The sequence below is a fragment of the Bacillus luti genome, from assembly GCF_001884105.1.
Classification (GTDB): domain Bacteria; phylum Bacillota; class Bacilli; order Bacillales; family Bacillaceae_G; genus Bacillus_A; species Bacillus_A luti.
Genome location: NZ_MACI01000034.1, coordinates 26,140 through 51,457 on the forward strand (window position 1 = coordinate 26,140; position 25,318 = coordinate 51,457).

At 34.8% G+C, this 25,318-nt stretch carries 27 protein-coding genes and 3 pseudogenes; 15 read left to right on the forward strand and 15 right to left on the reverse strand.

The features are described 5' to 3' along the window. Nucleotides 1-15: 15 nt before the first annotated feature. The 7 genes from BAQ48_RS08300 to BAQ48_RS08330 form a co-directional block, all read right to left on the reverse strand. Nucleotides 16-387 (reverse strand): ATP synthase subunit I, encoded by a 372-nt coding sequence (locus BAQ48_RS08300; protein ID WP_071710701.1) that lies wholly within the window; start codon nt 385-387, stop codon nt 16-18. 38 nt (nt 388-425) lie between these two features. After that, nucleotides 426-1,010: a CDP-diacylglycerol--serine O-phosphatidyltransferase gene (gene pssA / locus BAQ48_RS08305; RefSeq protein WP_116758489.1), complete on the reverse strand. Its 585-nt coding sequence runs from the start codon at nt 1,008-1,010 to the stop codon at nt 426-428. Continuing rightward, on the reverse strand, nt 1,003-1,461 hold the full coding sequence (locus BAQ48_RS08310; protein ID WP_071710702.1) for a MarR family winged helix-turn-helix transcriptional regulator: 459 nt from the start codon (nt 1,459-1,461) through the stop codon (nt 1,003-1,005). Before BAQ48_RS08310 ends, pssA begins: the two co-directional genes overlap by 8 nt. Nucleotides 1,462-1,620: 159 nt before the next feature. Further along, nucleotides 1,621-3,060: a 6-phospho-beta-glucosidase gene (locus tag BAQ48_RS08315; protein ID WP_071710703.1), complete on the reverse strand. Its 1,440-nt coding sequence runs from the start codon at nt 3,058-3,060 to the stop codon at nt 1,621-1,623. Between the two features lie 94 nt (nt 3,061-3,154). Then, a complete protein-coding gene (locus BAQ48_RS08320; protein ID WP_071710704.1) occupies nt 3,155-5,047 on the reverse strand; it encodes a beta-glucoside-specific PTS transporter subunit IIABC in 1,893 nt (630 codons plus the stop codon). A 298-nt stretch (nt 5,048-5,345) separates the two neighbouring features. Beyond that, a complete protein-coding gene (gene licT / locus BAQ48_RS08325) occupies nt 5,346-6,194 on the reverse strand; it encodes a BglG family transcription antiterminator LicT (protein WP_071710705.1) in 849 nt (282 codons plus the stop codon). A gap of 214 nt (nt 6,195-6,408) precedes the next feature. Then, nucleotides 6,409-6,765: a DUF4259 domain-containing protein gene (locus BAQ48_RS08330; RefSeq protein WP_071710706.1), complete on the reverse strand. Its 357-nt coding sequence runs from the start codon at nt 6,763-6,765 to the stop codon at nt 6,409-6,411. 371 nt (nt 6,766-7,136) lie between these two features. On the opposite strand from BAQ48_RS08330, the gene BAQ48_RS08335 reads away from it, so the two are divergent. Both BAQ48_RS08335 and BAQ48_RS08340 read left to right on the forward strand, forming a co-directional pair. After that, a complete protein-coding gene (locus BAQ48_RS08335; RefSeq protein WP_071710707.1) occupies nt 7,137-7,403 on the forward strand; it encodes a YmzC family protein in 267 nt (88 codons plus the stop codon). Nucleotides 7,404-7,555: 152 nt separating this feature from the next. Continuing rightward, the gene (locus tag BAQ48_RS08340; RefSeq protein WP_000505679.1) at nt 7,556-7,666 is read left to right on the forward strand and encodes a YjcZ family sporulation protein; all 111 of its coding nucleotides are present in this window, start codon (nt 7,556-7,558) and stop codon (nt 7,664-7,666) included. Between the two features lie 647 nt (nt 7,667-8,313). Here BAQ48_RS08340 and BAQ48_RS08345 read toward each other — a convergent pair. Next, nucleotides 8,314-8,556, reverse strand: a complete 243-nt coding sequence (locus BAQ48_RS08345) for a hypothetical protein (protein WP_071710708.1) — start codon at nt 8,554-8,556, stop codon at nt 8,314-8,316. Nucleotides 8,557-8,754: 198 nt separating this feature from the next. On the opposite strand from BAQ48_RS08345, the gene BAQ48_RS08350 reads away from it, so the two are divergent. Then, entirely contained in the window at nt 8,755-8,880 is a 126-nt protein-coding gene (locus BAQ48_RS08350; protein WP_000540377.1) for a YjcZ family sporulation protein, read from the forward strand. Between the two features lie 197 nt (nt 8,881-9,077). Here BAQ48_RS08350 and BAQ48_RS08355 read toward each other — a convergent pair whose 3' ends face one another. Continuing rightward, nucleotides 9,078-9,281, reverse strand: coding sequence for a hypothetical protein (locus BAQ48_RS08355; RefSeq protein ID WP_000682751.1), 204 nt, complete (start codon nt 9,279-9,281; stop codon nt 9,078-9,080). A 677-nt stretch (nt 9,282-9,958) separates the two neighbouring features. Between BAQ48_RS08355 and BAQ48_RS08360 the strand changes: the two genes are divergently transcribed. The 3 genes and pseudogenes from BAQ48_RS08360 to BAQ48_RS08370 all read left to right on the forward strand — a co-directional run bounded on the left by BAQ48_RS08360 (nt 9,959) and on the right by BAQ48_RS08370 (nt 12,158). Then, on the forward strand, nt 9,959-10,459 hold the full coding sequence (locus BAQ48_RS08360; protein WP_071710709.1) for a cupin domain-containing protein: 501 nt from the start codon (nt 9,959-9,961) through the stop codon (nt 10,457-10,459). 174 nt (nt 10,460-10,633) lie between these two features. Further along, nucleotides 10,634-10,829, forward strand: a pseudogene (locus tag BAQ48_RS08365) (DDE-type integrase/transposase/recombinase); the annotation flags it as partial. Between the two features lie 237 nt (nt 10,830-11,066). Further along, on the forward strand, nt 11,067-12,158 hold the full coding sequence (locus BAQ48_RS08370) for a low temperature requirement protein A (RefSeq protein WP_071710710.1): 1,092 nt from the start codon (nt 11,067-11,069) through the stop codon (nt 12,156-12,158). A 433-nt stretch (nt 12,159-12,591) separates the two neighbouring features. Here BAQ48_RS08370 and BAQ48_RS08375 read toward each other — a convergent pair whose 3' ends face one another. The 3 genes and pseudogenes from BAQ48_RS08375 to BAQ48_RS08385 form a co-directional block, all read right to left on the reverse strand. Beyond that, entirely contained in the window at nt 12,592-13,098 is a 507-nt protein-coding gene (locus BAQ48_RS08375) for a hypothetical protein (RefSeq protein ID WP_071710711.1), read from the reverse strand. A 302-nt stretch (nt 13,099-13,400) separates the two neighbouring features. Beyond that, nucleotides 13,401-13,694: a hypothetical protein gene (locus tag BAQ48_RS28470; RefSeq protein WP_071710712.1), complete on the reverse strand. Its 294-nt coding sequence runs from the start codon at nt 13,692-13,694 to the stop codon at nt 13,401-13,403. Nucleotides 13,695-14,201: 507 nt separating this feature from the next. Beyond that, a pseudogene (locus BAQ48_RS08385) lies at nt 14,202-15,631 on the reverse strand (IS4 family transposase). Between the two features lie 233 nt (nt 15,632-15,864). Here BAQ48_RS08385 and BAQ48_RS08390 point away from each other — a divergent pair. The 4 genes and pseudogenes from BAQ48_RS08390 to BAQ48_RS27500 form a co-directional block, all read left to right on the forward strand. Then, nucleotides 15,865-16,785 carry a Nif3-like dinuclear metal center hexameric protein gene (locus BAQ48_RS08390; RefSeq protein ID WP_071710713.1) on the forward strand — a complete coding sequence of 307 codons (921 nt, stop codon included), beginning with the start codon at nt 15,865-15,867 and terminating at the stop codon, nt 16,783-16,785. A gap of 548 nt (nt 16,786-17,333) precedes the next feature. Continuing rightward, on the forward strand, nt 17,334-17,780 hold the full coding sequence (locus BAQ48_RS08395) for a MarR family winged helix-turn-helix transcriptional regulator (protein WP_071710714.1): 447 nt from the start codon (nt 17,334-17,336) through the stop codon (nt 17,778-17,780). Between the two features lie 32 nt (nt 17,781-17,812). Continuing rightward, the gene (locus BAQ48_RS08400; protein WP_071710715.1) at nt 17,813-18,757 is read left to right on the forward strand and encodes an acetyl-CoA carboxylase carboxyltransferase subunit alpha; all 945 of its coding nucleotides are present in this window, start codon (nt 17,813-17,815) and stop codon (nt 18,755-18,757) included. A 123-nt stretch (nt 18,758-18,880) separates the two neighbouring features. Then, nucleotides 18,881-18,999: pseudogene (locus BAQ48_RS27500) on the forward strand (IS6 family transposase); the annotation flags it as partial. 554 nt (nt 19,000-19,553) lie between these two features. Here BAQ48_RS27500 and BAQ48_RS08410 read toward each other — a convergent pair. Next, entirely contained in the window at nt 19,554-20,120 is a 567-nt protein-coding gene (locus BAQ48_RS08410) for a PRK06770 family protein (protein WP_071710716.1), read from the reverse strand. 387 nt (nt 20,121-20,507) lie between these two features. Here BAQ48_RS08410 and BAQ48_RS08415 point away from each other — a divergent pair, with 387 nt between their 5' ends. The 4 genes from BAQ48_RS08415 to BAQ48_RS08430 all read left to right on the forward strand — a co-directional run bounded on the left by BAQ48_RS08415 (nt 20,508) and on the right by BAQ48_RS08430 (nt 22,275). Then, the gene (locus BAQ48_RS08415) at nt 20,508-20,849 is read left to right on the forward strand and encodes a PadR family transcriptional regulator (RefSeq protein WP_071710717.1); all 342 of its coding nucleotides are present in this window, start codon (nt 20,508-20,510) and stop codon (nt 20,847-20,849) included. After that, nucleotides 20,842-21,324, forward strand: coding sequence for a hypothetical protein (locus tag BAQ48_RS08420; RefSeq protein WP_071710718.1), 483 nt, complete (start codon nt 20,842-20,844; stop codon nt 21,322-21,324). The genes BAQ48_RS08415 and BAQ48_RS08420 overlap by 8 nt, the downstream gene beginning before the upstream one ends. Beyond that, nucleotides 21,321-21,848, forward strand: coding sequence for a permease (locus tag BAQ48_RS08425; protein WP_071710719.1), 528 nt, complete (start codon nt 21,321-21,323; stop codon nt 21,846-21,848). The genes BAQ48_RS08420 and BAQ48_RS08425 overlap by 4 nt, the downstream gene beginning before the upstream one ends. A 226-nt stretch (nt 21,849-22,074) precedes the next feature. Continuing rightward, on the forward strand, nt 22,075-22,275 hold the full coding sequence (locus BAQ48_RS08430; RefSeq protein WP_071710720.1) for a hypothetical protein: 201 nt from the start codon (nt 22,075-22,077) through the stop codon (nt 22,273-22,275). 120 nt (nt 22,276-22,395) lie between these two features. Here BAQ48_RS08430 and BAQ48_RS08435 read toward each other — a convergent pair whose 3' ends face one another. Then, nucleotides 22,396-23,871 carry an MDR family MFS transporter gene (locus BAQ48_RS08435; protein WP_071710721.1) on the reverse strand — a complete coding sequence of 492 codons (1,476 nt, stop codon included), beginning with the start codon at nt 23,869-23,871 and terminating at the stop codon, nt 22,396-22,398. Nucleotides 23,872-24,014: 143 nt separating this feature from the next. On the opposite strand from BAQ48_RS08435, the gene BAQ48_RS08440 reads away from it, so the two are divergent. Then, complete coding sequence (locus BAQ48_RS08440; RefSeq protein WP_071710722.1) at nt 24,015-24,590, forward strand: TetR/AcrR family transcriptional regulator; 576 nt, start codon at nt 24,015-24,017, stop codon at nt 24,588-24,590. Between the two features lie 53 nt (nt 24,591-24,643). Here BAQ48_RS08440 and BAQ48_RS08445 read toward each other — a convergent pair whose 3' ends face one another. Continuing rightward, the gene (locus BAQ48_RS08445; protein WP_071710723.1) at nt 24,644-25,303 is read right to left on the reverse strand and encodes an NAD-dependent epimerase/dehydratase family protein; all 660 of its coding nucleotides are present in this window, start codon (nt 25,301-25,303) and stop codon (nt 24,644-24,646) included. Nucleotides 25,304-25,318: the final 15 nt, after the last annotated feature.

Genomic DNA, 25,318 nt, shown 5'->3' on the forward strand with positions numbered 1-25,318 from the left:
AACTTAGTTTTCACTCTATTCCTTCTCATCCCTCATACTGTAATACCCCAAATTAATAATAATCAAGAAATACCCACCCATAATTCCAGCAGCAAATGTCCACATGAACTCATGGTGTTCAATTTCATACATAATAATTGCACCGAGAATTGCGGCTGCGAATCGGTTCATCATTCCGAGCATCGGTGCTTTTTCTTTTTTTACAATGCTATCTCCGAACTTTTCAATGCGCCTTCCTAAAATCCAGGCGCAGTACATACTCACTAAAAGGCCAATACTTATCCCTACGAACTGGGCTGAAAAAGGTGTCACAATCCATCCCAATAACATCACCCCTAGCAAACAATACATTTGTATGTTGAATGATCTTAGTGCCATACGAATCATGTTGTGCTCCTTATCTTTCTCCTTGTATTTCCGTATCATCAATCCCATCTTTCGGACTTCAAACTTTCCGATATATCTTTTTTAAAATGAGGGAATTTGATTTTACTCACCATTAAATACGCGAGTATGCATGTACCAAACGCCACGGAAACTGGATTCTTTAAAAAACATAAAATGAGGAGACACATTGCCGCGAATGGAATTGGCATACCGATGAATGTCGGAAGTTTACTTTGTTGCGTGTTAAATCTCGCAAGCCGAAGCATTCCGCACACACTATATGCAAGCGCGCACATCATCCCGATAGACTGTAAATCTTTTAACGCGACAGTATATGCAAGAATAGACGGCGCTACACCAAAGGTAACTAAGTCCGCAAATGAGTCTAACTCTCCGCCAATTTCTGAAACAGAACCGAGTTTCCGAGCGACCATGCCATCAAACAGATCAAATATCATACCTGTAATAATGAACATAACTGCACCGTACATATCGTGTGCGAAAACAGAATAAATGGCCAATATTCCACAAATAAAATTCGCTATCGTCATCATATTTGGTATGTAACTCATCACACGCTTCTCCTCCTTTCTACGAATTACCTCATCTAGGTTCTTATTCATTACAATCAAGATCCTTCTGTTTTTCTTCCAATATCACTTTATTTATTTTCGTTAACGTATCCGCCATTTGTTCTAAAGCACCGATATCGATTTTTGAAAAATACTTCTCAATTAATACATCATCTAACTCAGACAACTGCTCCATATACTTACTACCGTTTGGACCAAGTGTAAGGAAATACTCCCTTTTATTGTTAGGATTAACTTGTTTTGAAATCATCTTCTGTTTTTCCAATTTCGATAAAACTTGGCTGACAGCACTTTTTGATATATTAAAAGTAGTCGCAATGTGATTCGCTGTCGTGTTTTCATTTAAATTAATATGAAATAGCATACTCTCTTGCTGTCCTGTAAGAGCGTACTCATCTTTCAACTCCTGAAATAGTAAAATGTAGAATTCATTATAGGCTCGGTTCATTTCATTAATTATTTCTTTATACGTTCTAGTCATAGCAATCTTCCTCCATGCTGTTATTTCGTTCCGATTAATAGTTAAGTTCACTTAACTTAACTATAGTATACTGTTTTGTTTGTGTAAAGGGAAACCTCCCCCACGTTTTTACCATCACACAAAAAAGAAGACACCTATTAAGATGTCTTCCTTTCACACTTAAGACTCCAAACTCTTACCATTCGTCGCAATTACTTCCTTATACCAATCGAAGCTTTTCTTCTTCGATCTTTTTAATGAACCTTTTCCTTCATTATCTTTATCAACGTATATATATCCGTAACGTTTTTTCATTTCTCCAGTAGAAGCACTTACAAGGTCAATTGGGCCCCAGCTTGTGTATCCGATAATATCTACTCCGTCTTGGATTGCTTCTGACATTTCAATCATATGCTTCTGTAAGTAATCAATACGGTATTCATCGTTCACTTCGTCTTCACCATTTAATTGATCGATTGCACCAAGGCCGTTTTCAACGACGAATAAAGGTTTTTGATAGCGATCATAAAGTTGATTCGCTGTAATGCGGAAACCTTTCGGATCAATCGTCCATCCCCACTCTGATTTTTCCAGATAAGGATTTTCAACAGAACCGAATACATTTCCACTCGTTATACTTTTTAACACTTCTGGATCGGTACTTGTCGCTCGGCTTGCATAGTAGCTAAAGCCAATATAATCAACTGTATGCTCTTTTAAAATTGCCTCGTCTTCTTTTTCCATTTCAATTGTTACATTGTTATCTGTAAAGAATCGTTTTGCGTATCCAGGATATGCGCCTCTTGCTTGTACATCAATGAAGAAGAATGATTCACGGTCTTGTTCCATCGCGCGTTGGATGTCGTCTGGATTACATGTGTACGGATATGTTGCACCAGCCGCAAGCATACAACCGATTTTTGCATCTGGAATAATTTCATGACATGCTTTTACAGCTAACGCACTTGCGACAAGCTGGTGATGCGCTGCTTGATACTGAATTTGTTTTTTATTATCCCCTTCTTTAAATGCTAGACCTGCTCCCATGAAAGGTAAATGTAAAAGCATATTAATTTCGTTAAATGTCATCCAATATTTCACTTTATCTTTATATCTACTAAAAATCGTTTTTGCATACGTCTCGAAGAAGTTTACAAGCTCTCTACTTCTCCAGCTTCCATACTTTTCTACTAAATGAACAGGTACATCGAAGTGAGCCATCGTAACGACTGGTTCAATGCCATGCTTCAGCAGTTCATCAAACAAATCATCATAAAACTGTAATCCTGCTTCATTCGGCTTTTCATCATCACCATTTGGGAAAATACGTGTCCAAGCAATAGATACGCGTAACGCTTTAAATCCCATCTCTGCAAATAGAGCGATATCTTCTTTGTAACGATGATAAAAATCAATCGCTTCGTGTGACGGATAAAACTCCCCTTCTACCGGTGTAAAGGAATGAATATTTCCTTTCATAATGTCCCAGCGGTTTTCACCAGTTGGTAATAAATCAACCGTCGTTAATCCTTTTCCGTCTTCTAAATATGCGCCTTCAACTTGATTCGCTGCAGTCGCTCCACCCCATAAAAATCCTTTTGGAAAAATAACTTTAGACATATAGAAAAACTCCTTTATATAAGAATGAACGAGGAAAGGTATTGCAAGTTTTACAGAATACCTTTCTTCGTATGAACCTGTATGAAATGTACTACTATTTAACTCCTAACTTTAGTAAGGAATCTCCTGCTTGAATCTTTTCTACTTCTGTTTTTTTAATACTATATTTATCATAATTTGTAACAACAACTGGTGTTGTCACAATATAACCCGCCTTTTGAATTCCAGCTATATTAAACTCAATAAGTAACTGACCTTTTTCTACTCTCGCTCCTTGTTCAATGTGAGAAGAGAAAAATTCGCCATTTAATTTCACAGTATCCATTCCAATATGGATTAAAATTTCAGCACCTGAATCCGCCGTAATCCCTATCGCATGATTCGTCGGGAAAAGTGCCGAAACTGTACCTGAAACGGGTGAAAACAACTTTCCTTCTGAAGGTTCAATCGCAACTCCTTCACCTAACGCACCCGATGCAAATGCTGCATCATCAATGTTTTGAAGCGGCATAACGGCACCATGGAAAGGACTAAGGATTACTTCATCATCACTTGATGCAGCAATTTTCTCACTTGTCTCAGCTATTTCTGTAGATGTTTTCTTTTTCGTAAAACCGAATAAATAAGTAAGAATAAAACCTACTATTAAAGAGACAACCATCGCAATAATTGCGCCCCAAAATCCAGCTGTAATCCCATCTTTCGGACTAATAAATGTCGGAAGCGTAAATATACCAAGTCCGCCTGTCATATAAACTTGTGTACCAAATACGCCAAGTATTGCGCCGCCAACTCCTCCAGCGATACAGCTCATAATAAACGGCTTTTTAAGAGGAAGTGTAATACCATAAATCGCCGGCTCTGTAACGCCGAAAATACCTGAAATAAATGCTGGAATACTAAGCGTTTTTAATTTCTGATCTTTCGTTTTCATCCAAACGCCAAGCACAGCACCAATTTGAGCAAATGAAGCAGCAAATATAAGTGCGAGTATCGGATCAACACCGCTTACTGCTAAATTGTTATAGCCAATCGGAACAACGCCCCAATGAAGGCCGAATATAACAAGTACTTGCCAGAAAGCACCGAGTAAAGCACCCGCTACTAATGGGCTTGCATTATAAAGCCAAAGTGTCGCCTGTCCTAAAAATTGCCCTGCCCACGTCGCAATTGGACCTATAACAAGAAATGTAACGGGTACAACAATTAGTAACGTTAAGAATGGTAGTACAAAGGTTTTCACAACATCCGGAATCACTTTCTTTAAAGACTTTTCTACCTTCGCTCCAAAATAAGCAGCGAGAATAATTGGAATAACTGATGATGCATAATTCATTAAAATAACTGGTATTCCTAAAAACGTAATATGAATGGGTGATTCAAACATCGTTCCTGCAAATAACGTATATAATGGCTCACTTGCTTTTAAACCGGCTAAAGCTGGATAAACTAAAGCGCCCCCAATTGCCATACCAATGAACGGCGAACCTCCGAATTTCTTACTTGCTGTATATCCTAAGAAAATCGGGAAGAAATAAAATAACGAATCGCCAACTGCATTTAATATTTGATACGTTCCTGACTGTGTACTTAACCAACCTAACGCTACAAATAGTGCATTTAACCCTTTAATCATCCCTGTTGCAGCTAGCACTCCTAAAATTGGAGTGAAAATGCTAGAAAGAATATCTATAAGACTACTCTTTTTCTTCTCACTCACATCTTCTTCCTCTGTTTCTTGAAACCCTCCGGCAACAATAACCGCTTTATACACGTCGGATACATGGTTACCAATTACAACTTGATATTGTCCGCCGCTTTTCATAACAGTCACAACATCTTCCATATTTTTCAGTACTTCTGTATTGGCTTTCCCTTCATCTTTTAACTGAAATCGTAAACGCGTTATACAATGTACGACGCTATTTATGTTTTCTCTTCCCCCAACATGTTTCAGTATGTCTTTTGCCAACTGTTCATACTTCATAATTGTTCCCCCTCCTTACAATCATCCCATTTATTATTTTTATAAAGTGAAACTTTAATCAGTGGGGGGTTTGTTCGTCCCCCACTGATTATTAGTTGAACCAATCGGGCTTTTACGGGCAGTTGATCTCCCACCTAACTTCTTTGCCCTATCCAAACTTTTAGGTGGGAGTCTTACTGCCCGTTAATGCGGGATAAAAGAAAAAACCTAAACTAACCATAACGGCGCGATACATACGAATCACTCCATTACAAGTAAATTTAGGTTTTGCCTGCCAAACAGTAACAATCCCGTTTATTCAATTACATAATTCATTGCGTTTCGTTACACGATGAATGTGCAACGTTACGTACACTTTTTCATCTTTTGAAAGATGGCTATTATGTGCTTTTTGTAAGTATGCTTCAATTTTTTCTGTACAACAATATGCCTCTTCATACTTACTTTTCACTTGCTCGTATAAAAAATCATCCTCTGCCGAATGCAATTCCTTCTGCATTAAACGCTGGGCAAAGTATCGTAAATGCGTTACGAACCGACTATAGTTAAATGAATTTTCATCTAAGTTCATTTTATAGTGGTACTTTACAACATTTAAAATATCTTGGACGATTTTCGTCATTGCCACCGTTTGCTGCATCGCCGGCTCCCCTTGCTGCGCATTAACGAAATGCAAGGCAATTGATCCTGCTTCATCTTCAGAAAGTCTAAACCCAGTCTCTTCTTCAATGATGTTCAAAGCTTGTAGACCAATTTCAAACTCTTTCTGATAGAATCTCTTAATCTCCCAAAGCAAAGTATTTTTGAGATCCATTCCTTCTTTATGCCGAGTTAAGGCGAAACTTAAGTGATCCGTTAATGTAAGATAAATATAATCACTTAAAGTCCCCGGCAAAACTGTCTTAGCAAATTGAATAATTCTCTCTGTAATCTCTAAATTCTCTACAGGAATTTCAGTTAGCAACCTAGCAAGCTTCTCTGATAATTCTCTCGTTTCTAGAACAAAGGTCTTTTCTACCCTAGACTCATCAATCGCATCGCCTACTTTTTGCTGAAACCCCAAACCTCTGCCCATAAGTACAACTTCTGTCTCATTATCCTTCATCGTACAAACAACATTGTTATTTAAGATTTTATGGATTCTCATATTGTTCCGCCTTCTTCTTCTTAAAGTCACAAAAGGTAATAAAAAAACCTAAACTGATTCCAAAAGCCACACTACACCCGTAGCCTTTAGGTCAATTTAGGTTTTGCCTGCCGAACAGTAACAATCCTTTTACTTATTATCTTACCTTTATTATACACAAAGAGTAAGCGGTTGCAATGATAATTTTTTGAATATTTTTTTACAAAGAAAAATACTAACAGTTGATCAGCTTTTGCTTAAATGTATGTAAAACATTCTTTCTCTCTTCATATTCTTCTTCACCGGCTTCTTCCCAAAGTTCAAGATCAGCGCCACGTTCAATTAATGCAATCGCATTACTGCGAACTTCTTCTTGAAGACAACCTTTCTCAAGTTGTATTGCCGCAAGACCGATGTATACTAAAGACATTACTTCTAACTCTTCACCTATATCAAACTCATCTACATACTCTTCTAAAACAAGCTTCATTGCTTCTTCTACGCTGTTACCTTCTTCTATATATTCAATAAACTGATCTTTCACATCACAAGTTGTATCATCATCAAATAATCCAGTTCCCCAAGCACCCATATTCCACAGCTCCTTCTTTATACTTTTCTACTTCAATGTTAAATACAGTAGCAAGCCATTACAAGACTAGTTATGCCTATCATTATAGTTTACAATTACTATAGGAAATGCATATACTTCACCACATTTATTATTCCGAATAATTAAACACAAATGATAAAAATTCCATATAGACCCATTACTGGTTAAAATGTTATAATTACATTACCCTACATAGTTCCTCATATCCGGACTGAGGAACTAGCGTCTTATTAAGTAATGCGCATAAATTAAATAAAAAAGACACTTTACAGTGTCTTTTTTATTTATATCCTCATAAGAACTATCTCTTCTATACACAAAATCTATTACATGACAAAGGAGACTAGAAAATGGAACATCCTGTTGCAAAAGAACTGCGTTTCATACGTGTGTGCCTTATCATCTTAATCATTGTCATTGCATTTTGGGACCGTGAGAAAACTGTGGAAATCACTGATCACGGTAGCGACCCTATCTTAAATACCAGCAACATGACCCAAGTTGGCGATAATACATTTGCCTATAAAGACGAATCTAATCAAATTAGAATATTCAAGTTTGATCCGGCTACAAATGAAATAAAGCTAATAAAAGAGTTTTATGCTAACGAATATTAATGAAATTACATTAGACAGAAGGCACCTCACAGTGTCTTTTTTATTTTTAAAAGGACCTGCTCACATTCATGCGTCAAACATAAAGTAAATGGAATCCGTTAAAAAACATGAGTGACCCTTTGTTTTCCCCTCTTATTAAAGGAGGAACTATTATGGGATTTGGTGGTAGTTGCGGCGGAGGCTGCGGTTTTGCTGGAGGCTTTGCATTATTAGTTGTATTGTTTATTTTATTAATCATAGTTGGAGCTGCTTGCTTCTGCTAAACAAACTATCGGAAAAGACACTCTTATATGGGTGTCTTTTCTTTGTAAACTACAAAGTATGAGAAATGAAGCATTTAGCTATAATTACGACTAAGGGCTTTTTTGTATGTAAATAAAAAAGGGAGCTGACTTTATGGAACATAATAAAAATGGAATGCTTGCTTTAATTGTTTTGTTTGTAGGACTAGCATTTTTTGTTATTGGCATGGTTTATCATTTATGGGGAACGGTTTAAAAATAAATATTAATCTACTTAGAAGAAATTCAGACGCAACATCCATATCTTCATCTCATTAAACACCAATAACCATTTCTCTAGTTATGAAACCCTTCTTTATGCTTGAGGGGTTTCTGCTTTAACCCAATTATAAAAAAAGGCCCCATCACTGGGGCGCTCAAAAAATAATATAAGTAAATGAATTAAAACAAATAACAGACAACTACAATATATACTATATAACATCATATAATCTATATATATGCAACATTACATGAAATTCTTTATTATTACATGCTATACTAAAACAGGAGTCGACAATCGTTATTTTCTTCTTATTTTTAAAGCAATAGGGATATACCTTCTTAACTCATTTGGATTGTACAAGTAAAAGAAGACATCTTACTAGATGTCTTCTTTTCTTATATTTTTATGAATTTTTTTGAGTTGATGCTCTCCAAGCACGAAAAGATGTTGGGCGTCCAGAATGAGCTCTTTGCTTCGCAGCAACAGCTGGTTTTTCTTCAATAGTCTTTGGTTTTTCTTCCACAATCGCTGATTTTTCTTCAAGAGTATTCACAGCTGTTTGTATTTTTTCCAACTGCTCTTTTAAAGCTTGTTGTTCAATCTTTAAATCTGTAAGTAAACGTAAAATCATTTCAGAATTAGCCATAAAGATCCTCCTTCCCCCAATACACAGAATAAAATACAATATGTAAACGAGGAAACACCGGTGACAAAAATAAGGTCGTCAATTCTTTTAAAATTCGTGACACCTTTATTTTTAAAAAGGACCTGCTCCATTCATCCGTAAAAACATAAAGTGAATTAAATCCATTATTAAATGGTCTTTATGGAAGGAGGAGTTAATATGGGCTATGGCGGTAGTTGTGGTGGTGGCTGCGGTTTCGGCGGCGGATTCGCTTTACTTGTTGTACTCTTTATTTTATTAATCATCGTTGGAGCTAGCTGTTGGGGCGGCGGATTCGGCTGCTAAGTAAAGGCACTCTTGAGAGTGTCTTTTTTTTGTTTCATTTTCCCCCCCGATCTGTATTAGCTCTTTTTAAAATGTAAGATTTCTCATCTCATAGTAGTAAATGACTTATTTTCATATCGTTATATTTTTGCGAACGGTAATAAAGAAAAGACACCCTAAGAGGTACGTAAAAAAACTGTCCCCTCAGGAACAGCCCCCTAGTTGAATAACTTTTTAACTGTCTGGAAGATATTAAGTCCTTTGTTATAAACATATCTTTCCCATTCTGCTAACAAACTATTTCCATTTTTTCCACTTGCTATTTGAGCAGCGTGACGTTTATGAAACTCTGCTACGCGTTGATTGTGTTCGGTGTGAAATGCTGCGAAACGTTTGTGAAGATGTTGAGCGCTATGTTTCATTTTTGGTTACTCCTGTACATTTTTTCTTTCACTATACCATATAGAACAGATTATCAATATCAAGATTAACACTGTATTTTTCTTTCATATTTTATACTATTACGCGACATGGCAAGTAAAGTTTGCTGAATGTGGTAAAAATATGTCGCTTCTCGTAATCATCTTTCAGAACATATACATAAAGAAAAGACACCCTAAGGTGCCTTCCTCCGACTTGATAACCACTTTAATTTTAATAATATGTATTGGACTCCCATCCACATATTATTTTATCATGTTAAGTTATATTTTTCATTGAGAAATATGATCCCAATCTATAGCTTGTTTGCTTTCTGAAAGGTGATAAGCGGTAATTTAATTTTTAATTATGTTTTGAATGTATACTTTTATTTTGTATTTTGAGGATATCAGGGGATCTGAATGTTAACTAATATTTAAAAGTTTACTTTCACTTAAAATCGAGCGAAGCGACAACCGTTTTAGGAAGAGAAAATGAAATTGTGAGATTGAAAAAATGTTAAAGGTTATAGGAATCTCCGATTAATTCAAAAACAAGGAGAAAGCTTAAAATCACAAAATTTACGTGTTTGGTATTAAGAAGGTTCTTTAATCCTCTACGTAGAATTATTTGTTTAGATTTTTATTTTTCATTCAAAAAATCAAGGAGGGTTTAAAATATGGAATTAATTAACAATAAAAATAAAGAAGCTTTTCATAGTACTCCAAGCAATCAAAACACATATCATTTTCTAAGTGAAAAAGTGACGGTTTTAGTATCAGGAGAACAAACAAATGGAGAATATGCTATTGCACATGTTATAGAACCCCCAAAATTAGGACCACCACTTCATATTCATAAAGATGAAGACGAAGCATTTTATATTTTAAAAGGACAATTTACTTTCTTTGTGGGGGACCAGATTATCGAAGTATCAGCTGGAGATTATGTATTTGCTCCTCGAGGTATTCCTCATAGATTCGTATCAGGCTCAGAACAATCTGAATTTATTGTTACTGCAACTCCGGCAGGCTTTGATCGATTTGTAAAACAATTAGGAACTCCCGTTTCAAAAAATGCACCTCTTCCTGAAGTGAAGCCACCTTCTTTAGAAGAACTTCAAAAACTTGTAAAAGTTTCAGAGACTTTTAATATCACATATCCAGATTTGAAAATATAACTCAATTAAGTTTTTTCAGGTAATCTCTAGTATTTTATTGATAGAGATTACCTATTTTTATTAAGGTTATCGCTAATAAAGGTTCTGGTGCAAGAAATCTATAAAACTTGGACATACTGATACTAGTACTCTAAAAAAGGACGTAATCAGTATGGAAAAGCAAAGTCTGTTCAAGTGGAACAAGATCATCGTTTTATTAAAAAACGTGTGCGTTCTATGTTGGCGTTCAAGTCTTTTAGCACAGCTACATCCATTCTTGCAGGAGTAGAAGCCATGCATATGATTAAAAAAGAACAGATTGATTTACAGGATCGGTCTGTTCAAAAAACAGAAAGAATTTATCCATCAATTATTCGGGCTAACAGCATAAAATACAATTCCGCTAGAAATATATGTGCTATATTCTCTTTTAGTTTATCTTTGCACCAGAACCAATTTAATGAAGTGTTTACTACAAAAGGCCTAGGATGTAAGGATTTCTCATTAGTTTTCTTATTATTGGTCCGAGTTTTTCAAGCTATGACAAATGCTCTATGTCTGTATTATTTTCTCTTCCAATTACTATATGTTTTTAACATACTATTAACTATAAGGAGGGAGTGTAGAAATGGAAGAAAAGAAAGTGACGTGGTTAGAACTCTTTTATGATTTGTTATTTGTGGCAGCGGTGACGGCTGCGACTCATGTTTTACTCCATGTTGAAGATGGTCATATCCATGCAGAGTATTTAGTAAAGTTTGTCCTAATTTTTATTCCAATCTGGTGGGCTTGGGTAGGGCAAACCATCTTTATTAACCGGTTTGGAAAAGATTTATTTCATCAACGAATCTTTTTGATCCTGCAAATGTTTTTTGTCCTAATAATGACATCAAGCTTATCCGCTGATTTTGATCCTTATTATCTTTCTTTTTTAATTGGCTATATTGGCTTAAGGGCAGTGACTGCAATCCAATATCTTATTGTCCAGCGTATAGAAGAGGGAGCTCGAAAAAAAGCAGCACTCTTTTTAGGAAGATATTTTTGGATTGGAATCGTTATTTCATTATTCTCCGTCTTTTTTGATTCTTGGATTCGATATGCTGCGTTGTATTTAGGAATTTTTATCGATATTATTGTCCCACTGCTTGGAAGAAAGTGTTTAGAAAAAGTTCCTACAAATACAGCTCACTTGTTAGAGAGATTTGGTCTATTTTCCATTATTCTCTTTGGAGAAGCACTTATAAGTACTCTTGTGGTCATTCAACCTAAACAAGGAAATTGGGATTCAATAAGCTTCGCGATCATTTCATTTATCCTCATTATTTCGATGTGGTGGCAATATTTCGATAACATGGAGAAGAAACTCGACAAGTCTAGACAAACTTCCGGTCAAATTATTATTTACGGTCATCTGTTTATTTTAATGTCTTTGAGTATGGTTGCGGCATCCATTAGACTATTATTTTTAAATGAGGTCTATTATTCTTTTATCTTATATTTTGTTTTTGGTTCTGCATTGCTCTATTTCCTATCAACTACAATTGTTTTCCATCAATACAGGTTTGAAAAACACCGTTTGAAAATTTATCATTTATGCTTGTTTTTAGGGATTTTAGCAGTCTTTTTTGTTATTAATTTGGTTGTAGTAGTACCAAATATTGTGATAATAGGGCAATTAACCCTATTTTTTATCATCTATGCTAAATTAACAACTACATAAATAAAAGCATCAAAAAACCAGTATCAAAACTTGAACCGCACCCCAATTGTTAGAAACAGTCTAACAATTGGGGTGCGGTTTTTTATGACTAAATTTAATTCCGAACAGAAAATAAATGCTGTAATACGTTACCAAAATGGAAGATTCGGGATTAATTAATCGGGAACAGGAATGGAAAACAAAATACCTTTCATTGACTGAGGAAGGAAAAGAGTTTTTTAGGTTACTTAGGGGTATTTCCACATGCCCATCAACTTAAGAGCTTTATAACACCCCAAAACAAAAAAAATTGACATTTTCACATGAAGATGTCAATTTTCTCGTTTTGGAGGTATTTGTATTTCTTAACTTGATAGCGATGTGGCGGGCCCTCTAAATCAGCATCTCGAAAACAAAGGGACATGCAGAATTAAAAAGAAATAAATTCAAGTAATTACCATCCAAGCCAAACAGTACCTTGGTGCCATGAACCATCTGTATTTACTAGAGTTACAACATAGTTTCCTGCTTTCATAGGACCAAAGTAATTATAAACATAATTACCACCACTCATTGGCCCTCCTGTTACATTATGGGTTACGGTGTTTCCTGATGATAAACTTTTTACTACAACTTTAAAATTAAAATTTTTATTATTTTGAATAGCTACTCCAATAGTTTCGTTGTCTGCTACAGATACAGTTTTTTTCACTTGAATTGATGTAGAAAAATTATAACTACCGGAATATCCCCAATCAAATGCTGCAGCTGCTTTTTCTCCAATAAGATTATTTTTATCAGAAAAATTTGGTACAAATGGTCTTTCGACTTCATTTGTATTTTCAACTATACTTTCAATTCTATCTGACATAGGTTTTACTGTATCAGCTGATGCTGCACCAATCCCCCCAGTTAATGCAATACCTGTTGCTAATGCTCCGACTACTAATTTCTTGAACATAAAAAATCCCCCTTTAATAGTTTTGTAACTTACACCTCAAATGTATCATTTTTTACAAAAAAGAAAATATTTAGAATTTATAGAAATATTAGTTTAATTATTAAAAATATTCAGTCTTAAATTTATCAAAGTTTACACTCATAAATTACTGTAAAATAATGAAATTTCCGTTTTTAGGATACTTGAAATTACTAACTTGATAGCAATGGGGTACCGCCAGCATTTTGGAAAAAAATCACGCTAAGCAAAAAAATAAGCCATCCATTTGGACAGCTCCTTTACATAATTCTCGTTACAGGAAGTTATTCAATTAAACCAACTATATCAAGAAAAATTATAGTAGTTATCATTGCGATAACTGCTATAAGAAATTTAAATCTGAATTTAATCTTAATACCTAGTTTATCTGGAATAAAATATATTCCCAACCCTATACTAATACGTCCTATTAATAAATATAATTGATATAAAAATTCGTTATTTATTTTTGCTTTAATATATATTTTACTGTAATCAAATAACAGGAAATATATTAGAATTATAATTAAGTAAAGAACAAATAATTTCACACAGTTTCTCATTTTAGTTTTTCTCAAAATACTTTATACTCCTTTTAGATGTTCAATCAATTTATAAATTTTGATCTATTATTTCTCCCTGTATCTATGCCCAGAATTGTTTAAATATGTGATGCCCCCTTATTATCAAGACGTTCTCTATTATAATAGATTTGTGTAAGTAGGAAAGAGTTCCTCTTGTATATTATATACACATCTAATTAACATAACGTCTCATTATCAGTAGTAACCACATCTCAGAAAGTCCTTCATATCAATAGTTTCCTGGCTTTCCGTTCCCTTCTTTGTATGCAAGGTTTCATACATTCCTGTCACAACAGTATTTGGAAGCTCAAACCGTTCTTGTAGTCTGCATGAGATCCTGCATATTCTTAGCCATATAAAATCTGCGTTTTGCCGTCAGTACCCCATGCCCATCAAGCTAACCAAGTAAATTACTAGATACGAAATGATTCTTGTTTCAAAACTAGCAAGTGATAAAAAAATAGGCATGCTAAAGAAGCCTATTAAAATACGATTTTTTCGCTAGGCAGCTTGTCTATGCTTCACCGTCGTTTTATACACAATCCCTAGAATATCAAAGACAGTCATTTTCTTATACCGATGACATTTACGACCGTTCTTTTTGAGCAGTAGATAAAGACGATGCAAAATTTTCAAAAGTTCTTCTGTGCCAATGGCTATCGCTTGAAACAGTAACGGAAAGTAATCTTTAATCATATAAATCGCTTTGTATTCACTCAGCTCCTGCTTTGTTTTTTCAAGCAGAAACTGTCGCATTTGAAACATCGTAGAAGAACAGAGGAGAATGCCGATGAGTTGTCCATATAAATGGCACTCTAGGCGTTCTCTTTTAATATTTTTACATTCATCAATTTCAAAAATGACTTCCACGTTTTAAACAAAATTTCAATCTGCCAACGAAGTGAATACAGTGAGTGCACGTAGTTCGTTGGTACTCCTTCTAGAGACGTGTTCGTGATATATACATTCATACCCATTAAACGTTTACTTTTATCCTTCATGACAATGCCTTTTTTCTTTTCACGTATCGCTTGGTTTTTCAGGCGTGTTTGCGTTTGATCATCGGTTAAACGATGGATAATGACACGTGCTGGGAGCTTCTGATTTTGTCCAATGTATGCCTCGGAAATTTCTATTGTTTCACCAGGGATTAGGCTCGACATCATTTGTGTCATATCAAGCTGTATGTATTCTGTTTGCTTTTTTAGCGTGCCGTTGTTGAAGTATTCTGGCTCAGGATTCTTGATATAAATGCGTGTATTTAGCTTCAACCGCGAGATATAGTAAGCCTCTTTATCATGAATAGTTTGTAAGTCTCCTAAATCGAAGTAACCAAGATCACGTAAACACAAATCGCCCGCCTCTACGGTTTCAAGGCAGATGGTACCGTATGTTTTATCATTATTCTTTCCTGGACCAAGCTGCACGTTAAGAAATTGACCACTAAGTAAATCATATTCCAATTGGATTTTCACGCCTGCCGTATTACTACTTCCACCTGAACCTTGATAGTCAGTGGCGAAATGATCAGGCAGTTGAAACACTGTTGCATCTAAAATACGGATACGATTGAAAGTAGAGATCATGTGTGCAGAAAGTGAGTGATTTGAACAGAGTTTTTGTTTGAGAAGAGAAGTAAAGACTTCTCGAAGAAATGCGACAGCTGCTGGATTAAAGCGTTGATTCAGTCCTTCTGAGCTCATAAGTACCCCAGTGGAAACTTCTAACTGACTACACAATTGTGTAAGTGATGTGCTAGCAATTTCTTGACTAAGCCATACGCAAAGGGCAATGAGTTCTTTTGCTTGATACTTACTAGATCGCTGTACAAAGCCAACTTGTTTGGCAATATCTTGTAGGACCACTGGAGATAAAAAGTATTGTAGCTCTTGAGCGAAAAGATTCAATCTATTTGAAATGATAGGATTCATCAAAACGCCATCCTTTCTTATAAACTGTTTACAATAAGCATAGCGTTTTTTCATTTTGAAGGTATGATTTTAACTTTGCTTGAAGGGAATGTGGAGGGACCACTTTAAACAACAGGAGTGATTTTTTCATGAAGAAAAATGGATTTTTATGTTAAAATATTTAAAAGAATATAATAATTTTTATTTTTCTAACCGTTTGTATTGAATTATAAAATTTTTGGGGGAATAATTTTATGGTTAAACTAAGTGAAATAGTGTCTAAACTGGACATTGAACTTGATATAAAATCATTTGGGAAGGATTCTGCTTTCAGTCAATTCATACCAATGGTCTATGAACCTTTAAAGTTTGACTGGAAATCAGTTTTTGAAAAAGACTTTGTGGAATTATTTAATGGTCTAATGTTAAAAGGAGATGCAAATGTAAAGAAAATTTTTCTTGCCGTCTTCCCTACAGATGAAGTGTTGGAACGTTTTATAGAAGAAAGTAATAGCGGAGACTTACTTTTTATGCACCATCCCTTATTGATGGAATGTGGAGATCCAAAAGGAGTATGGGGCAAAGGTTTTGTTCCTATAAAAGAAAAATACATTAAACAAATAAAAGAAAAGGAATTATCATTCTATACATGCCATGTACCGATGGATTATCATGCCAATTTAGGTACAAGTGTAGCTATTGCTAAACAATTAAATGCAGAAATTATTGATGGGTATTTAACAAGTTCTATAAATAATGAAGACCTAGTTCTAATTTGTAACATTGAAGAAAAGAGTACAAGTGAACTAACTTCTCACTTAAAAGAAATATTCGATATTCCATATGTTGATTTTGAAGGTAAGAACATAAATAACGTAAAGAAAATAGCTATCGTTGCAGGTTGTGGCGACAAAGTAAGTTGGATGGAGGAAGCTGAAAAAAGAGGAGTTCAAGCCTATATCACTGGCGAAATCCATTGCCATATTGATAACGAATATGGTAAACAAAGATACAAACAAATGATGGATTATGTTTCTAATACTTCGATGTCTTTAATCGGCGTTTCCCATTCAGCATCAGAATATCTGGTCCATAAAACATTGATGAAGGAATGGTTTGAGAATAACTTTGATATTGAAACAGTTTTAATTCCACAGGAAAAATGGTGGTTATAAAGTTATTAAGTGATATTTAAAAGAGCTTGGGAATTCAAGCTCTTTTTTGCGAATTTAGCTGAGAATTATATCGTGAAAACTAGATGTTTTAGTCTGTGCTTATTGCTGAAGTTTTAGGTTTAGCACCCCAAAAATGAAAAAAACAAGCGGAATTTTCATAAATAACTGTAAAAAAGTAAAATTCTCGTTATGGGGGTGTCTTAAAATCTTAGCTTGATGGGCATGCGTCAGTACCCCATGCCCATCAACTTAAGGATTTAGAATTCCCCCCAAAAATTATGAGTTTTTTGTTACAAGTTATCACAAAATTTCGTTTTTGGGGTAGTTTTATTTTCTTAGCTTGATTTCGATGAGCGGTACCTCATAAAGGCCCCTGATACATGATTGATGTTTTGCCATTTGTAGAAAACAATCCACTTATACCATTTTAACAAGAAGAAATATCTCGTCCATGTTGTAATATTGGCTTACGTTAAGCTTGTGAAAAGATCATATTCATGTATAATACAATTGATGTATGATACAATAGTTGTAGGAGGGTGAACTTTTTGAAAAGAGAAGATGCCTTAAAACTAAGAACAGATATTAAGAAAATGATTGTATTAACTGGGGTTTTTGAATCTCAAAATTTGCCCAATGGACCATTTGAAAAACCTTTACCAACTTCTCAAATGATGGCGTTAGAGGAACTAGAGGTGGAAAAACTAACTGTTTGGCAACTATCCAATAAACTTAGATTAGAGACTTCAACTGTAAGTAGATTGGTAGATAAGTTAGTAAAAAAGGGGCTTATTTATCGTGAAGTAAATGAAAAAAATAGAAGAGAACTTTTTCTACACCTCACAGAAAAAGGTCACATAACTGTTAATTGCTTAAGAGAGCAATCTATTACATTTTATCAAAGTATTCTCAATAATTTATCAGAATCAGAACAAAAAATAGTTGTGGATGGTTTTGAATTATTTATTGATTCTATTTCTAAGTCTTTTGATTAGAGTGAGGTAAGTCATAACATTTGGAGGATAAAATGAGTTTGCATTTTGAACGTCCTATTATTGAATTAAAAGAGAAATTTGATGAATTAAAGAAAATTATGAAAGAAAATAATGTAGATTTATCGTCAGAAATTCATGAATTAGAAAAACGTTTAAATAAAATGCAAGATAAAATTTATTCTAATCTTACACCTTTTCAACGAGTTCAAATTGCAAGGCTACGTAACCGACCCACGACATTGGACTATATACCTTTATTGTTTACAAACTTTCTCGAACTTCATGGTGATCGATTATATGGTGATGATAAAGCAATGATAGGTGGTATTGCAAAATTTAAAGGAATGCCCGTTACGGTTATTGGTCATCAAAGAGGTAGAAATACAAAGGAAAGTATAGAAAGAAATTTTGGAATGGCACATCCAGAAGGTTATAGAAAAGCGCTAAGACTTATGAAACAAGCTGATAAATTTAATCGCCCTATTATTACATTTATTGATACAATAGGCGCCTATCCAGGGATAGGGTCTGAAGAACGTGGAATTTCTGAAGCGATAGCTCGAAATCTATTTGAAATGGCTACACTTAAAGTGCCAATTGTTTGTATTGTAATTGGAGAGGCATCAAGTGGTGGAGCTCTTGGCATTAGTGTCGGTAACCATATCCATATGTTAGAGTATTCATGGTACTCGGTAATTTCGCCAGAAGGAGCAGCATCTATCCTATGGAAGGACGCTAAGTATGCTCCAGAAGCTGCTGAACATATGAAAATTTCAGCAAAAGATTTAAAACATTTAGGAATTATTGATGAAATCATTCCTGAAATTAAAGGTGGAGCACAAAATGATATAAAATCACAGGCAAAAATGATTGAATCTGTAATCGAATCATCTCTAAAAAAATTGATACTATTATCCTCGGAAGAGCTTATACAACAGCGATATGAAAAGTATAGACAAATAGAGAATTATAAATGAAAGTATTTAAAGTCCGTATTACATTTCGGAGGATTCTCGCAAAAAAATTCTAAATATTTTGTAAGCAACCTCTTAAACTGGGATATGCTGATACTATTACTCTACAAAAGATGTGTGATCGGTATGGAAAATGAAAATTTGTTCAAATGGAAGCATTATCAGCAAGATATTATTTTGTTAACTGTACGTTGGTACGGTACAACTTAATTTTTCGTGATTTAGTAGAAATGATGAGGAACCAGGATTATCCTACCATTATGCTAGAAATATATATGTTATATTTTCTTTTCCACTACCTTTGCACCAGAACCAAAAAATACGCTATTCTTTCTGTAGAATCATAGGAAAGGATGGCGTTTTTGTATGTATCTATCAATTTCTGACGAATTACAATTATTTGCTGAAGAATTATATGAACATCTTACCCCTTCATTTTTGGAAAATCTCATCGATATGAGAAGAAGACTGTTTTTGATATTATGGGTGTTGTTTATGAGTATAATGGGTTGAAAAAACAAAAGAAAGTTGCATAATTTAAAAAAGGAAACTTGTTAGGGTTTATTTGGTATGCATATTATTAAGAGTATGCTTCTATTTTAGGAATGCTTTACCTCCACAAAATGAAAGTACACTTTGTTTTCATTTTTAAGTTGATGAGCATGCGTCAGTACCCCATAAAGAAAAGACACCATAAGGTGCCTTCCTCTTGCTTGAGAATCACATCTATTGTATTGAAGAAATTTAGAAACGGTAAATACAACAAGGTAAGATTCTCACTATAATCTATAGATGTTTATTATTCTCCAACATGCTGAAGATCTCCGGATTTAATTAATGCGGCTGTTACTTCATCACCGAAAGTATTTAGAGAGAATGTTTGCTCGTCTAACGAATCCATTTTTGTAGCTTCACCTATCTTGCCGTCTTGAAGTTCCCAGAAATAGTTATGTTCTTCTACGATTTTACTAAAATCCCTATTTACCCATCTTTCAGTGATTGCTAATAGTTTTTCTTTATTCTTAAAATCATTTTCATTTAAAATGCTTCTTACTTTCTCTGCATTCTTTTTAGACATAGGAGTTGCGCCCCGTCCGTCACTCGCTTTTACCTTTTGATGAGTCATGCTATGCATAGCTGAAATAACTTCTTCTTCAGTAGAACTTTTAGTGATGTGAAGTTGTGCATTTGAACCTTTAATCTCTGCTTCATTCGATGGTGTTTCTTCTTTATTAGACTCTGCAAAAGCATGCTCCTCACCACCCATTGGTACTTCCGCAAACTGTAACATCCCATAAGTCATACCAGCTGCAAGTACTATCATCCCTATAATAGATCCTAGCCAATACGTTAGCTTCTTGTCCATACTCACTTCTCCCTATATTTATCCAAATATCTTACATAAAGAATATCATATATAATTCTCCTTTTTATGAATATGTGATTTTTTATTTATCAAACATAAAGTGCTGTAATAAAGTGAAACTTTAATCAGTGGGGGCTTACTGCCCATTAAAGCGGGATAAACATTACAGCAACTTCCAGTGGCTTCATAAAATATGAACCAAGGGAAGTTCCATTTGAATATATCAAAATACAGGATTTCACTCGAATATTTGAAAAAGCGTTATTGTGAGTTTCTCTCTCGAAAATCACAATTTTTAAAATTGACATAGCACTTCATGCACCATATACTGTTAACAACAGTATACTGTCATTAACAGTAACATAATCCATTCTAGGAGGTCTATTTATGAAACATACAGGAAGACATACAGGTGCATTTCTTTTGTTATTTTTAGCAGAAGGTGATAACTACGGCGGTCAGCTACTTCAGAAATGTGAAGAAGAACTTCCCGTCAATCCAATTGATAGTGCCATTTTGTATCGCACGCTAAAGAAATTAGAAAACGAAGGGGCAATTGAATCTTACGTAAGTACAGACCATCAAGACAAACCGAGAAAGATGTACAAAATTACGTCTGCTGGAAAGGAACAATTAGCAGATTTTCAAATGGACATCGAAGAAAAAATGAAAAACTTATCCTTTTTCCTAGGCAAATATAAAGATTTAAAGGAATCCGATCATGATTAACGGCGTGATCCTTTACACGTTAGCCATTCTTCTTACCGGGATTTCTTTTATGAAGGACCGTACTAAAACGAAAAACGCTCTCATGAAATCGTGGAAAATATTTCGAAACCTTCTCCCTGCCATGCTTTCCATCATGCTTTTCGTTGGCTTATCGCTTTCAATCTTAACGCCATCTTTCATCTCTTCTATCATTGGAGAACAATCTGGATTGTTAGGTATTGTTTATTCTGCAATACTCGGCTCTGTTGCACTCATTCCAAGCTTTGTCGTGTTTCCTCTTGGAAATACGTTAGTCCAACACGGTGCAGGCCTCCCGCAAGTTGCGGCACTTATGTCTACACTCATGTCAGTAGGACTTACAACTTTGCCAATGGAACAAAAAATATTCGGGCGAAGCTTTGCTTACGCACGTAATGCATCTGCATTACTCATGTCTCTCCTATTCTCCTATATCATTTGGGTGGTGATGGTATGAAAGAATTTAAAAAATATCGCTTCTTTTTCCTTTTACTACTGGGGCTCTTTGTCCTAACTTTTATAAACCAATCTTTAGGCTGGACTGCATTACAACTAACAGGCAATAGCATTTTAGATATGTTATTTCTCCTCCCTCCTGTCCTCGTATTTGTAGGACTACTTGATCAATGGGTGAAGAAAGAAACGTTAATAAAATATATGGGAGAAAAATCGGGCATATATGGTATCTTATTCTCTCTATTATTAGGAGGCATTGCAGCTGGTCCTCTTTACGTCGCCTTTCCAATCGCAGCACTACTACTAAAAAAAGGTGCAAGCATTCGGTACATCGTATTCTTCTTAGGCGTTTGGACAACTGCGAAATTGCCGATTATCGTATATGAGTTTTCTTCATTTGGAGCTACTTTTACACTTATTCACATTGGCTTCGGTCTCGTATTCTTCTATGTAATGGGGATTATTTTTGAGAGATTTTATGATCAAGGGCAATTGCTAAGGTATGATGTTACGGAGGAAATGTAAGATTAACAAACATTGGATAACAGACGCAGAAGATCGAACTGTCATTGAAACATCTTTAATTTCAACTACTTAAAAGGAGCTGTCCCACGAGTCATTTTTTGACTATGTGACACCTCCTTTTTATTTTAGAAACATTACCATAACTTTAATTCGATACAGTATAATAAATATATAATACAAAAAATTCCATATAATTATTTTGCAATATTTTTTGGAGGTGATTATCTTGAATAAAAACATGAATCTACTTCTTCAAATAGTAATTGGAATTATCATTATGATCGCACCTATTATCATCACAGGGTTGATGTATGATGGCTCGACAGCTATGGGCAACTTATTAGTTGCAGAATTTATAATGAGAATACTATCCCTTATTATCGGCCTTTTGGTTATTAGTAAAGCTTTATATCGTTATTCTCAATAGTTGTTCATACTAAAAAACAGACAATACATACACCAAATCCCCCTTAATTATTTGAACCATTATTACGAAAAAAATATAAAAAGACATCTTTAATCATAAAGATGTCTTTTTATATAAACTTTAATTTTCGTTCTGTAAAACCCCGGCTACTTCTACTCCCTTTTTCTCTTCTTTTAAGAATAGCGATACGATAAAAGCAACCACAATAAAGATTAATCCAAGTGCAAATGCACCTTGGAATCCTGATGTTAAACCATTTAATTTCTCTACTGGATCCATTGGATTTGCGGAGCTTTCCATATAGCTAGTTGTTCCTGAAGACATTTTTGAAATAAAGATAGCTGTACCAATTGCGCCAGCTACTTGCTGCAGTGTATTAAACAGTGCTGTTCCGTGCGGATATAGATCTGGTGTTAATTGATTTAAACCGTATGTTTGTGCTGTCATGACAAACATGAGTCCAACCATTAATACGCTGTGCATGACAATAATTTGTACCATTGATGTGTCAGGCGTAATGCCTTTAAATAAGAACATTGCAATACCTACTAACACAATGCCGGGAATGATAATAACTTTCGGACTAAATTTATCAAATAGTTTACCTGCGACTGGTCCCATTACGGCACTAATCATACTTCCTGGAAGCATAATTAATCCTGATTTAAAGGCTGTAACGAGTAAAACGGTTTGCAGAAACATCGGTAATAAAGTCATCGTTGAAAATAACGACATCATCACAATGACAATTAATCCAACTGATAATGTAAACATTGGAACTTTAAATGCACGTAGTTCTAAAATTGGATTATCAATTTTTAATTGTCGTACGATAAAAATACATAGTGATACAAGCCCAACGATCAAAGTGCCATACACTTTCGGATCAGACCACCCTAAGTCACCTGATGCACTAAAGCTATACACAATCCCGCCGAAGCCTAACGTTGATAAAAGAATAGATGGATAATCTACTTTTGGCCTTGTTAACTCTGAAACATTTTGAATGTACTTCATTCCAATTACAATGGAAATGATTACGATTGGAACGACAAAGTAAAATAACCAGCGCCAATTCAATGAATCAACGATTACTCCAGATAATGTAGGACCAATTGCCGGAGCTGACATCATAACGAGTGCGATTAACCCCATCGTGGCACCACGTTTTTCAGGTGGACAAATGATTAAAATCGTATTCATTAATAACGGTGAAATTAATCCAGTCGCTACCGCTTGGACAATACGACCGACTAATAAAACGGCAAATGTCGGTGCGAATCCAGCAATTAATGTACCGACTAAAAACGTTACCATTGCAATCAAAAACATTTGTCTCGTTGTGATCCATTGCTGAAGTAGCGCTGTAATCGGTACTAAAACACCAACCACTAACATGTAGGCTGTAGAAAGCCATTGGATTGTTGAAGCTGTCACGTCAAATTCTTTCATTAATACAGTTAACGCATTACCAAGTAACGTTTCGTTTAATAATGCAACCATTGTCCCTAAAAGTAACGCAATTAAAATGGGGGTATGCTTCATATTCGAAGTATCAACTTTGCCATTTGCAGGGCTCTTAGTTGTTATATTCATATATTGATTCTCCTCCTGTTTTTTTACTCCAAAAGCTTTATTTAAACCGGAACACATGTAATATAATATACATATGTAGATTAAAAAGGGAGAATCAATTTTTAGCCATTGTATATTTAATCTACAAAAAAGGAGAATTGTAGATGAATGATAATGAAAAACAACTTGATTTACGTATTAGACGTACACATAAATTATTATGGAATTCCTTATTTGAATTAATGACGCAATCAAAACAGAAATATAGTACCATCACGATTAACCAAATTTGCGATCGCGCAATGGTACACCGAACAACCTTTTATAAACACTTTGAAGATAAAGATGCTTTATTAGCCTTTGGATTTAAACGATACAGCAAGATGATTGGAGGAATACCGGTTTCAGATCGATTAAGTAAACCATTTCAAGTAATGGAACAATTTCTACATCATGAAGAAATCGGTAAAATATTAGAGACGCAAATGTCTGATGAACAATTTATTAGCCGGACACAGTATTTAAGTCACGAAACGAGAAAACAAGAAATAGAAGCGTTAAATCAACTTTGCAAAAACCATACGATGCCAAATGATTTAATCATTGAATTTTATTCAGGGGCAATCACCTCATTAAGCGCATGGTGGTTTCAAAATGAAAGAAGCGTTTCTGCGGCTGAAATGGATAGGTATCTCCATCAACTTATTAATCGGGATATTTTTCAGTTTGAGAAGGAATAATTTCCCCGTCAAAAAAACGCCTATATGAAATAGGCGTTTTTTTATACATACTATTACTTACCGATCCTTTTCAAATCCGAACTTTCAATAATTGAATGGGAATATCCATCTTTCCCAACTCGCACCATCGCTCTTCCTAATTGTTCTGAAGTTATTACACTGCCAAATCTCTTCAATAGTGGATTAAAAGGCTTCATCACATCGTACATCAATTGATATAATTTCGTTTTTGATTTCACACCATTTGCCGGGATAATGAATCCTGGTCTAAACATATACGCAGCTTTGAAAGGTAAACGTAATAGCTCATTTTCCGTTCTTCCCTTCACTCTCGCCCACATCGTACGTCCTGATTCTGTACTATCTGTGCCGCTACCCGATACGTAAATGAATGTCATACCTGGATTTAATTTTGCTAATGTTTTCGCGGCAGATATCGTTAAGTCGTACGTAACTTTTGTATATTCCTCTTCTTTCATACCTGAAGAAGAAACACCTAAACAAAAGAAGCATGCATCAAATCCGGTTATTTTCTCTTCAACAGGCGATAGGTCAGCCACATTTGCAAGCTCAATTTCGTTTAGTTTTTCATGCATCGCATTCGTACGTTTTCTACCGATCGTTACGACTTCTTTTACTTCATCATTTAATAAACTTTCTCGTAATACACTCTGACCGACCATACCTGTCGCTCCAAAGATTATAACTTTCATTTGCATCCTCCTTTA

What these genes read in the sequence shown, in the direction of transcription:
- BAQ48_RS08445 (WP_071710723.1), bottom strand. Translation starts at nt 25,303, where the DNA reads ATGAAAGTTATAATCTTTGGAGCGACAGGTATGGTCGGTCAGAGTGTA.
- BAQ48_RS08350 (WP_000540377.1), top strand. Translation starts at nt 8,755, where the DNA reads ATGGGCTATGGCGGTAGTTGTGGTGGTGGCTGCGGTTTCGGCGGCGGA.
- BAQ48_RS08355 (WP_000682751.1), bottom strand. Translation starts at nt 9,281, where the DNA reads ATGAAACATAGCGCTCAACATCTTCACAAACGTTTCGCAGCATTTCAC.
- BAQ48_RS08310 (WP_071710702.1), bottom strand. Translation starts at nt 1,461, where the DNA reads ATGACTAGAACGTATAAAGAAATAATTAATGAAATGAACCGAGCCTAT.
- BAQ48_RS08410 (WP_071710716.1), bottom strand. Translation starts at nt 20,120, where the DNA reads ATGGACAAGAAGCTAACGTATTGGCTAGGATCTATTATAGGGATGATA.
- BAQ48_RS08360 (WP_071710709.1), top strand. Translation starts at nt 9,959, where the DNA reads ATGGAATTAATTAACAATAAAAATAAAGAAGCTTTTCATAGTACTCCA.
- pssA (WP_116758489.1), bottom strand. Translation starts at nt 1,010, where the DNA reads ATGAATAAGAACCTAGATGAGGTAATTCGTAGAAAGGAGGAGAAGCGT.
- BAQ48_RS08320 (WP_071710704.1), bottom strand. Translation starts at nt 5,047, where the DNA reads ATGAAGTATGAACAGTTGGCAAAAGACATACTGAAACATGTTGGGGGA.
- BAQ48_RS08400 (WP_071710715.1), top strand. Translation starts at nt 17,813, where the DNA reads ATGAGTTTGCATTTTGAACGTCCTATTATTGAATTAAAAGAGAAATTT.
- BAQ48_RS08330 (WP_071710706.1), bottom strand. Translation starts at nt 6,765, where the DNA reads ATGGGTGCTTGGGGAACTGGATTATTTGATGATGATACAACTTGTGAT.
- BAQ48_RS08375 (WP_071710711.1), bottom strand. Translation starts at nt 13,098, where the DNA reads ATGTTCAAGAAATTAGTAGTCGGAGCATTAGCAACAGGTATTGCATTA.
- BAQ48_RS08425 (WP_071710719.1), top strand. Translation starts at nt 21,321, where the DNA reads ATGAAAGAATTTAAAAAATATCGCTTCTTTTTCCTTTTACTACTGGGG.
- BAQ48_RS08340 (WP_000505679.1), top strand. Translation starts at nt 7,556, where the DNA reads ATGGGATTTGGTGGTAGTTGCGGCGGAGGCTGCGGTTTTGCTGGAGGC.
- BAQ48_RS08420 (WP_071710718.1), top strand. Translation starts at nt 20,842, where the DNA reads ATGATTAACGGCGTGATCCTTTACACGTTAGCCATTCTTCTTACCGGG.
- BAQ48_RS08435 (WP_071710721.1), bottom strand. Translation starts at nt 23,871, where the DNA reads ATGAATATAACAACTAAGAGCCCTGCAAATGGCAAAGTTGATACTTCG.
- BAQ48_RS08440 (WP_071710722.1), top strand. Translation starts at nt 24,015, where the DNA reads ATGAATGATAATGAAAAACAACTTGATTTACGTATTAGACGTACACAT.
- licT (WP_071710705.1), bottom strand. Translation starts at nt 6,194, where the DNA reads ATGAGAATCCATAAAATCTTAAATAACAATGTTGTTTGTACGATGAAG.
- BAQ48_RS08315 (WP_071710703.1), bottom strand. Translation starts at nt 3,060, where the DNA reads ATGTCTAAAGTTATTTTTCCAAAAGGATTTTTATGGGGTGGAGCGACT.
- BAQ48_RS08415 (WP_071710717.1), top strand. Translation starts at nt 20,508, where the DNA reads ATGAAACATACAGGAAGACATACAGGTGCATTTCTTTTGTTATTTTTA.
- BAQ48_RS08300 (WP_071710701.1), bottom strand. Translation starts at nt 387, where the DNA reads ATGATTCGTATGGCACTAAGATCATTCAACATACAAATGTATTGTTTG.
- BAQ48_RS08390 (WP_071710713.1), top strand. Translation starts at nt 15,865, where the DNA reads ATGGTTAAACTAAGTGAAATAGTGTCTAAACTGGACATTGAACTTGAT.
- BAQ48_RS08345 (WP_071710708.1), bottom strand. Translation starts at nt 8,556, where the DNA reads ATGGCTAATTCTGAAATGATTTTACGTTTACTTACAGATTTAAAGATT.
- BAQ48_RS08370 (WP_071710710.1), top strand. Translation starts at nt 11,067, where the DNA reads ATGGAAGAAAAGAAAGTGACGTGGTTAGAACTCTTTTATGATTTGTTA.
- BAQ48_RS08335 (WP_071710707.1), top strand. Translation starts at nt 7,137, where the DNA reads ATGGAACATCCTGTTGCAAAAGAACTGCGTTTCATACGTGTGTGCCTT.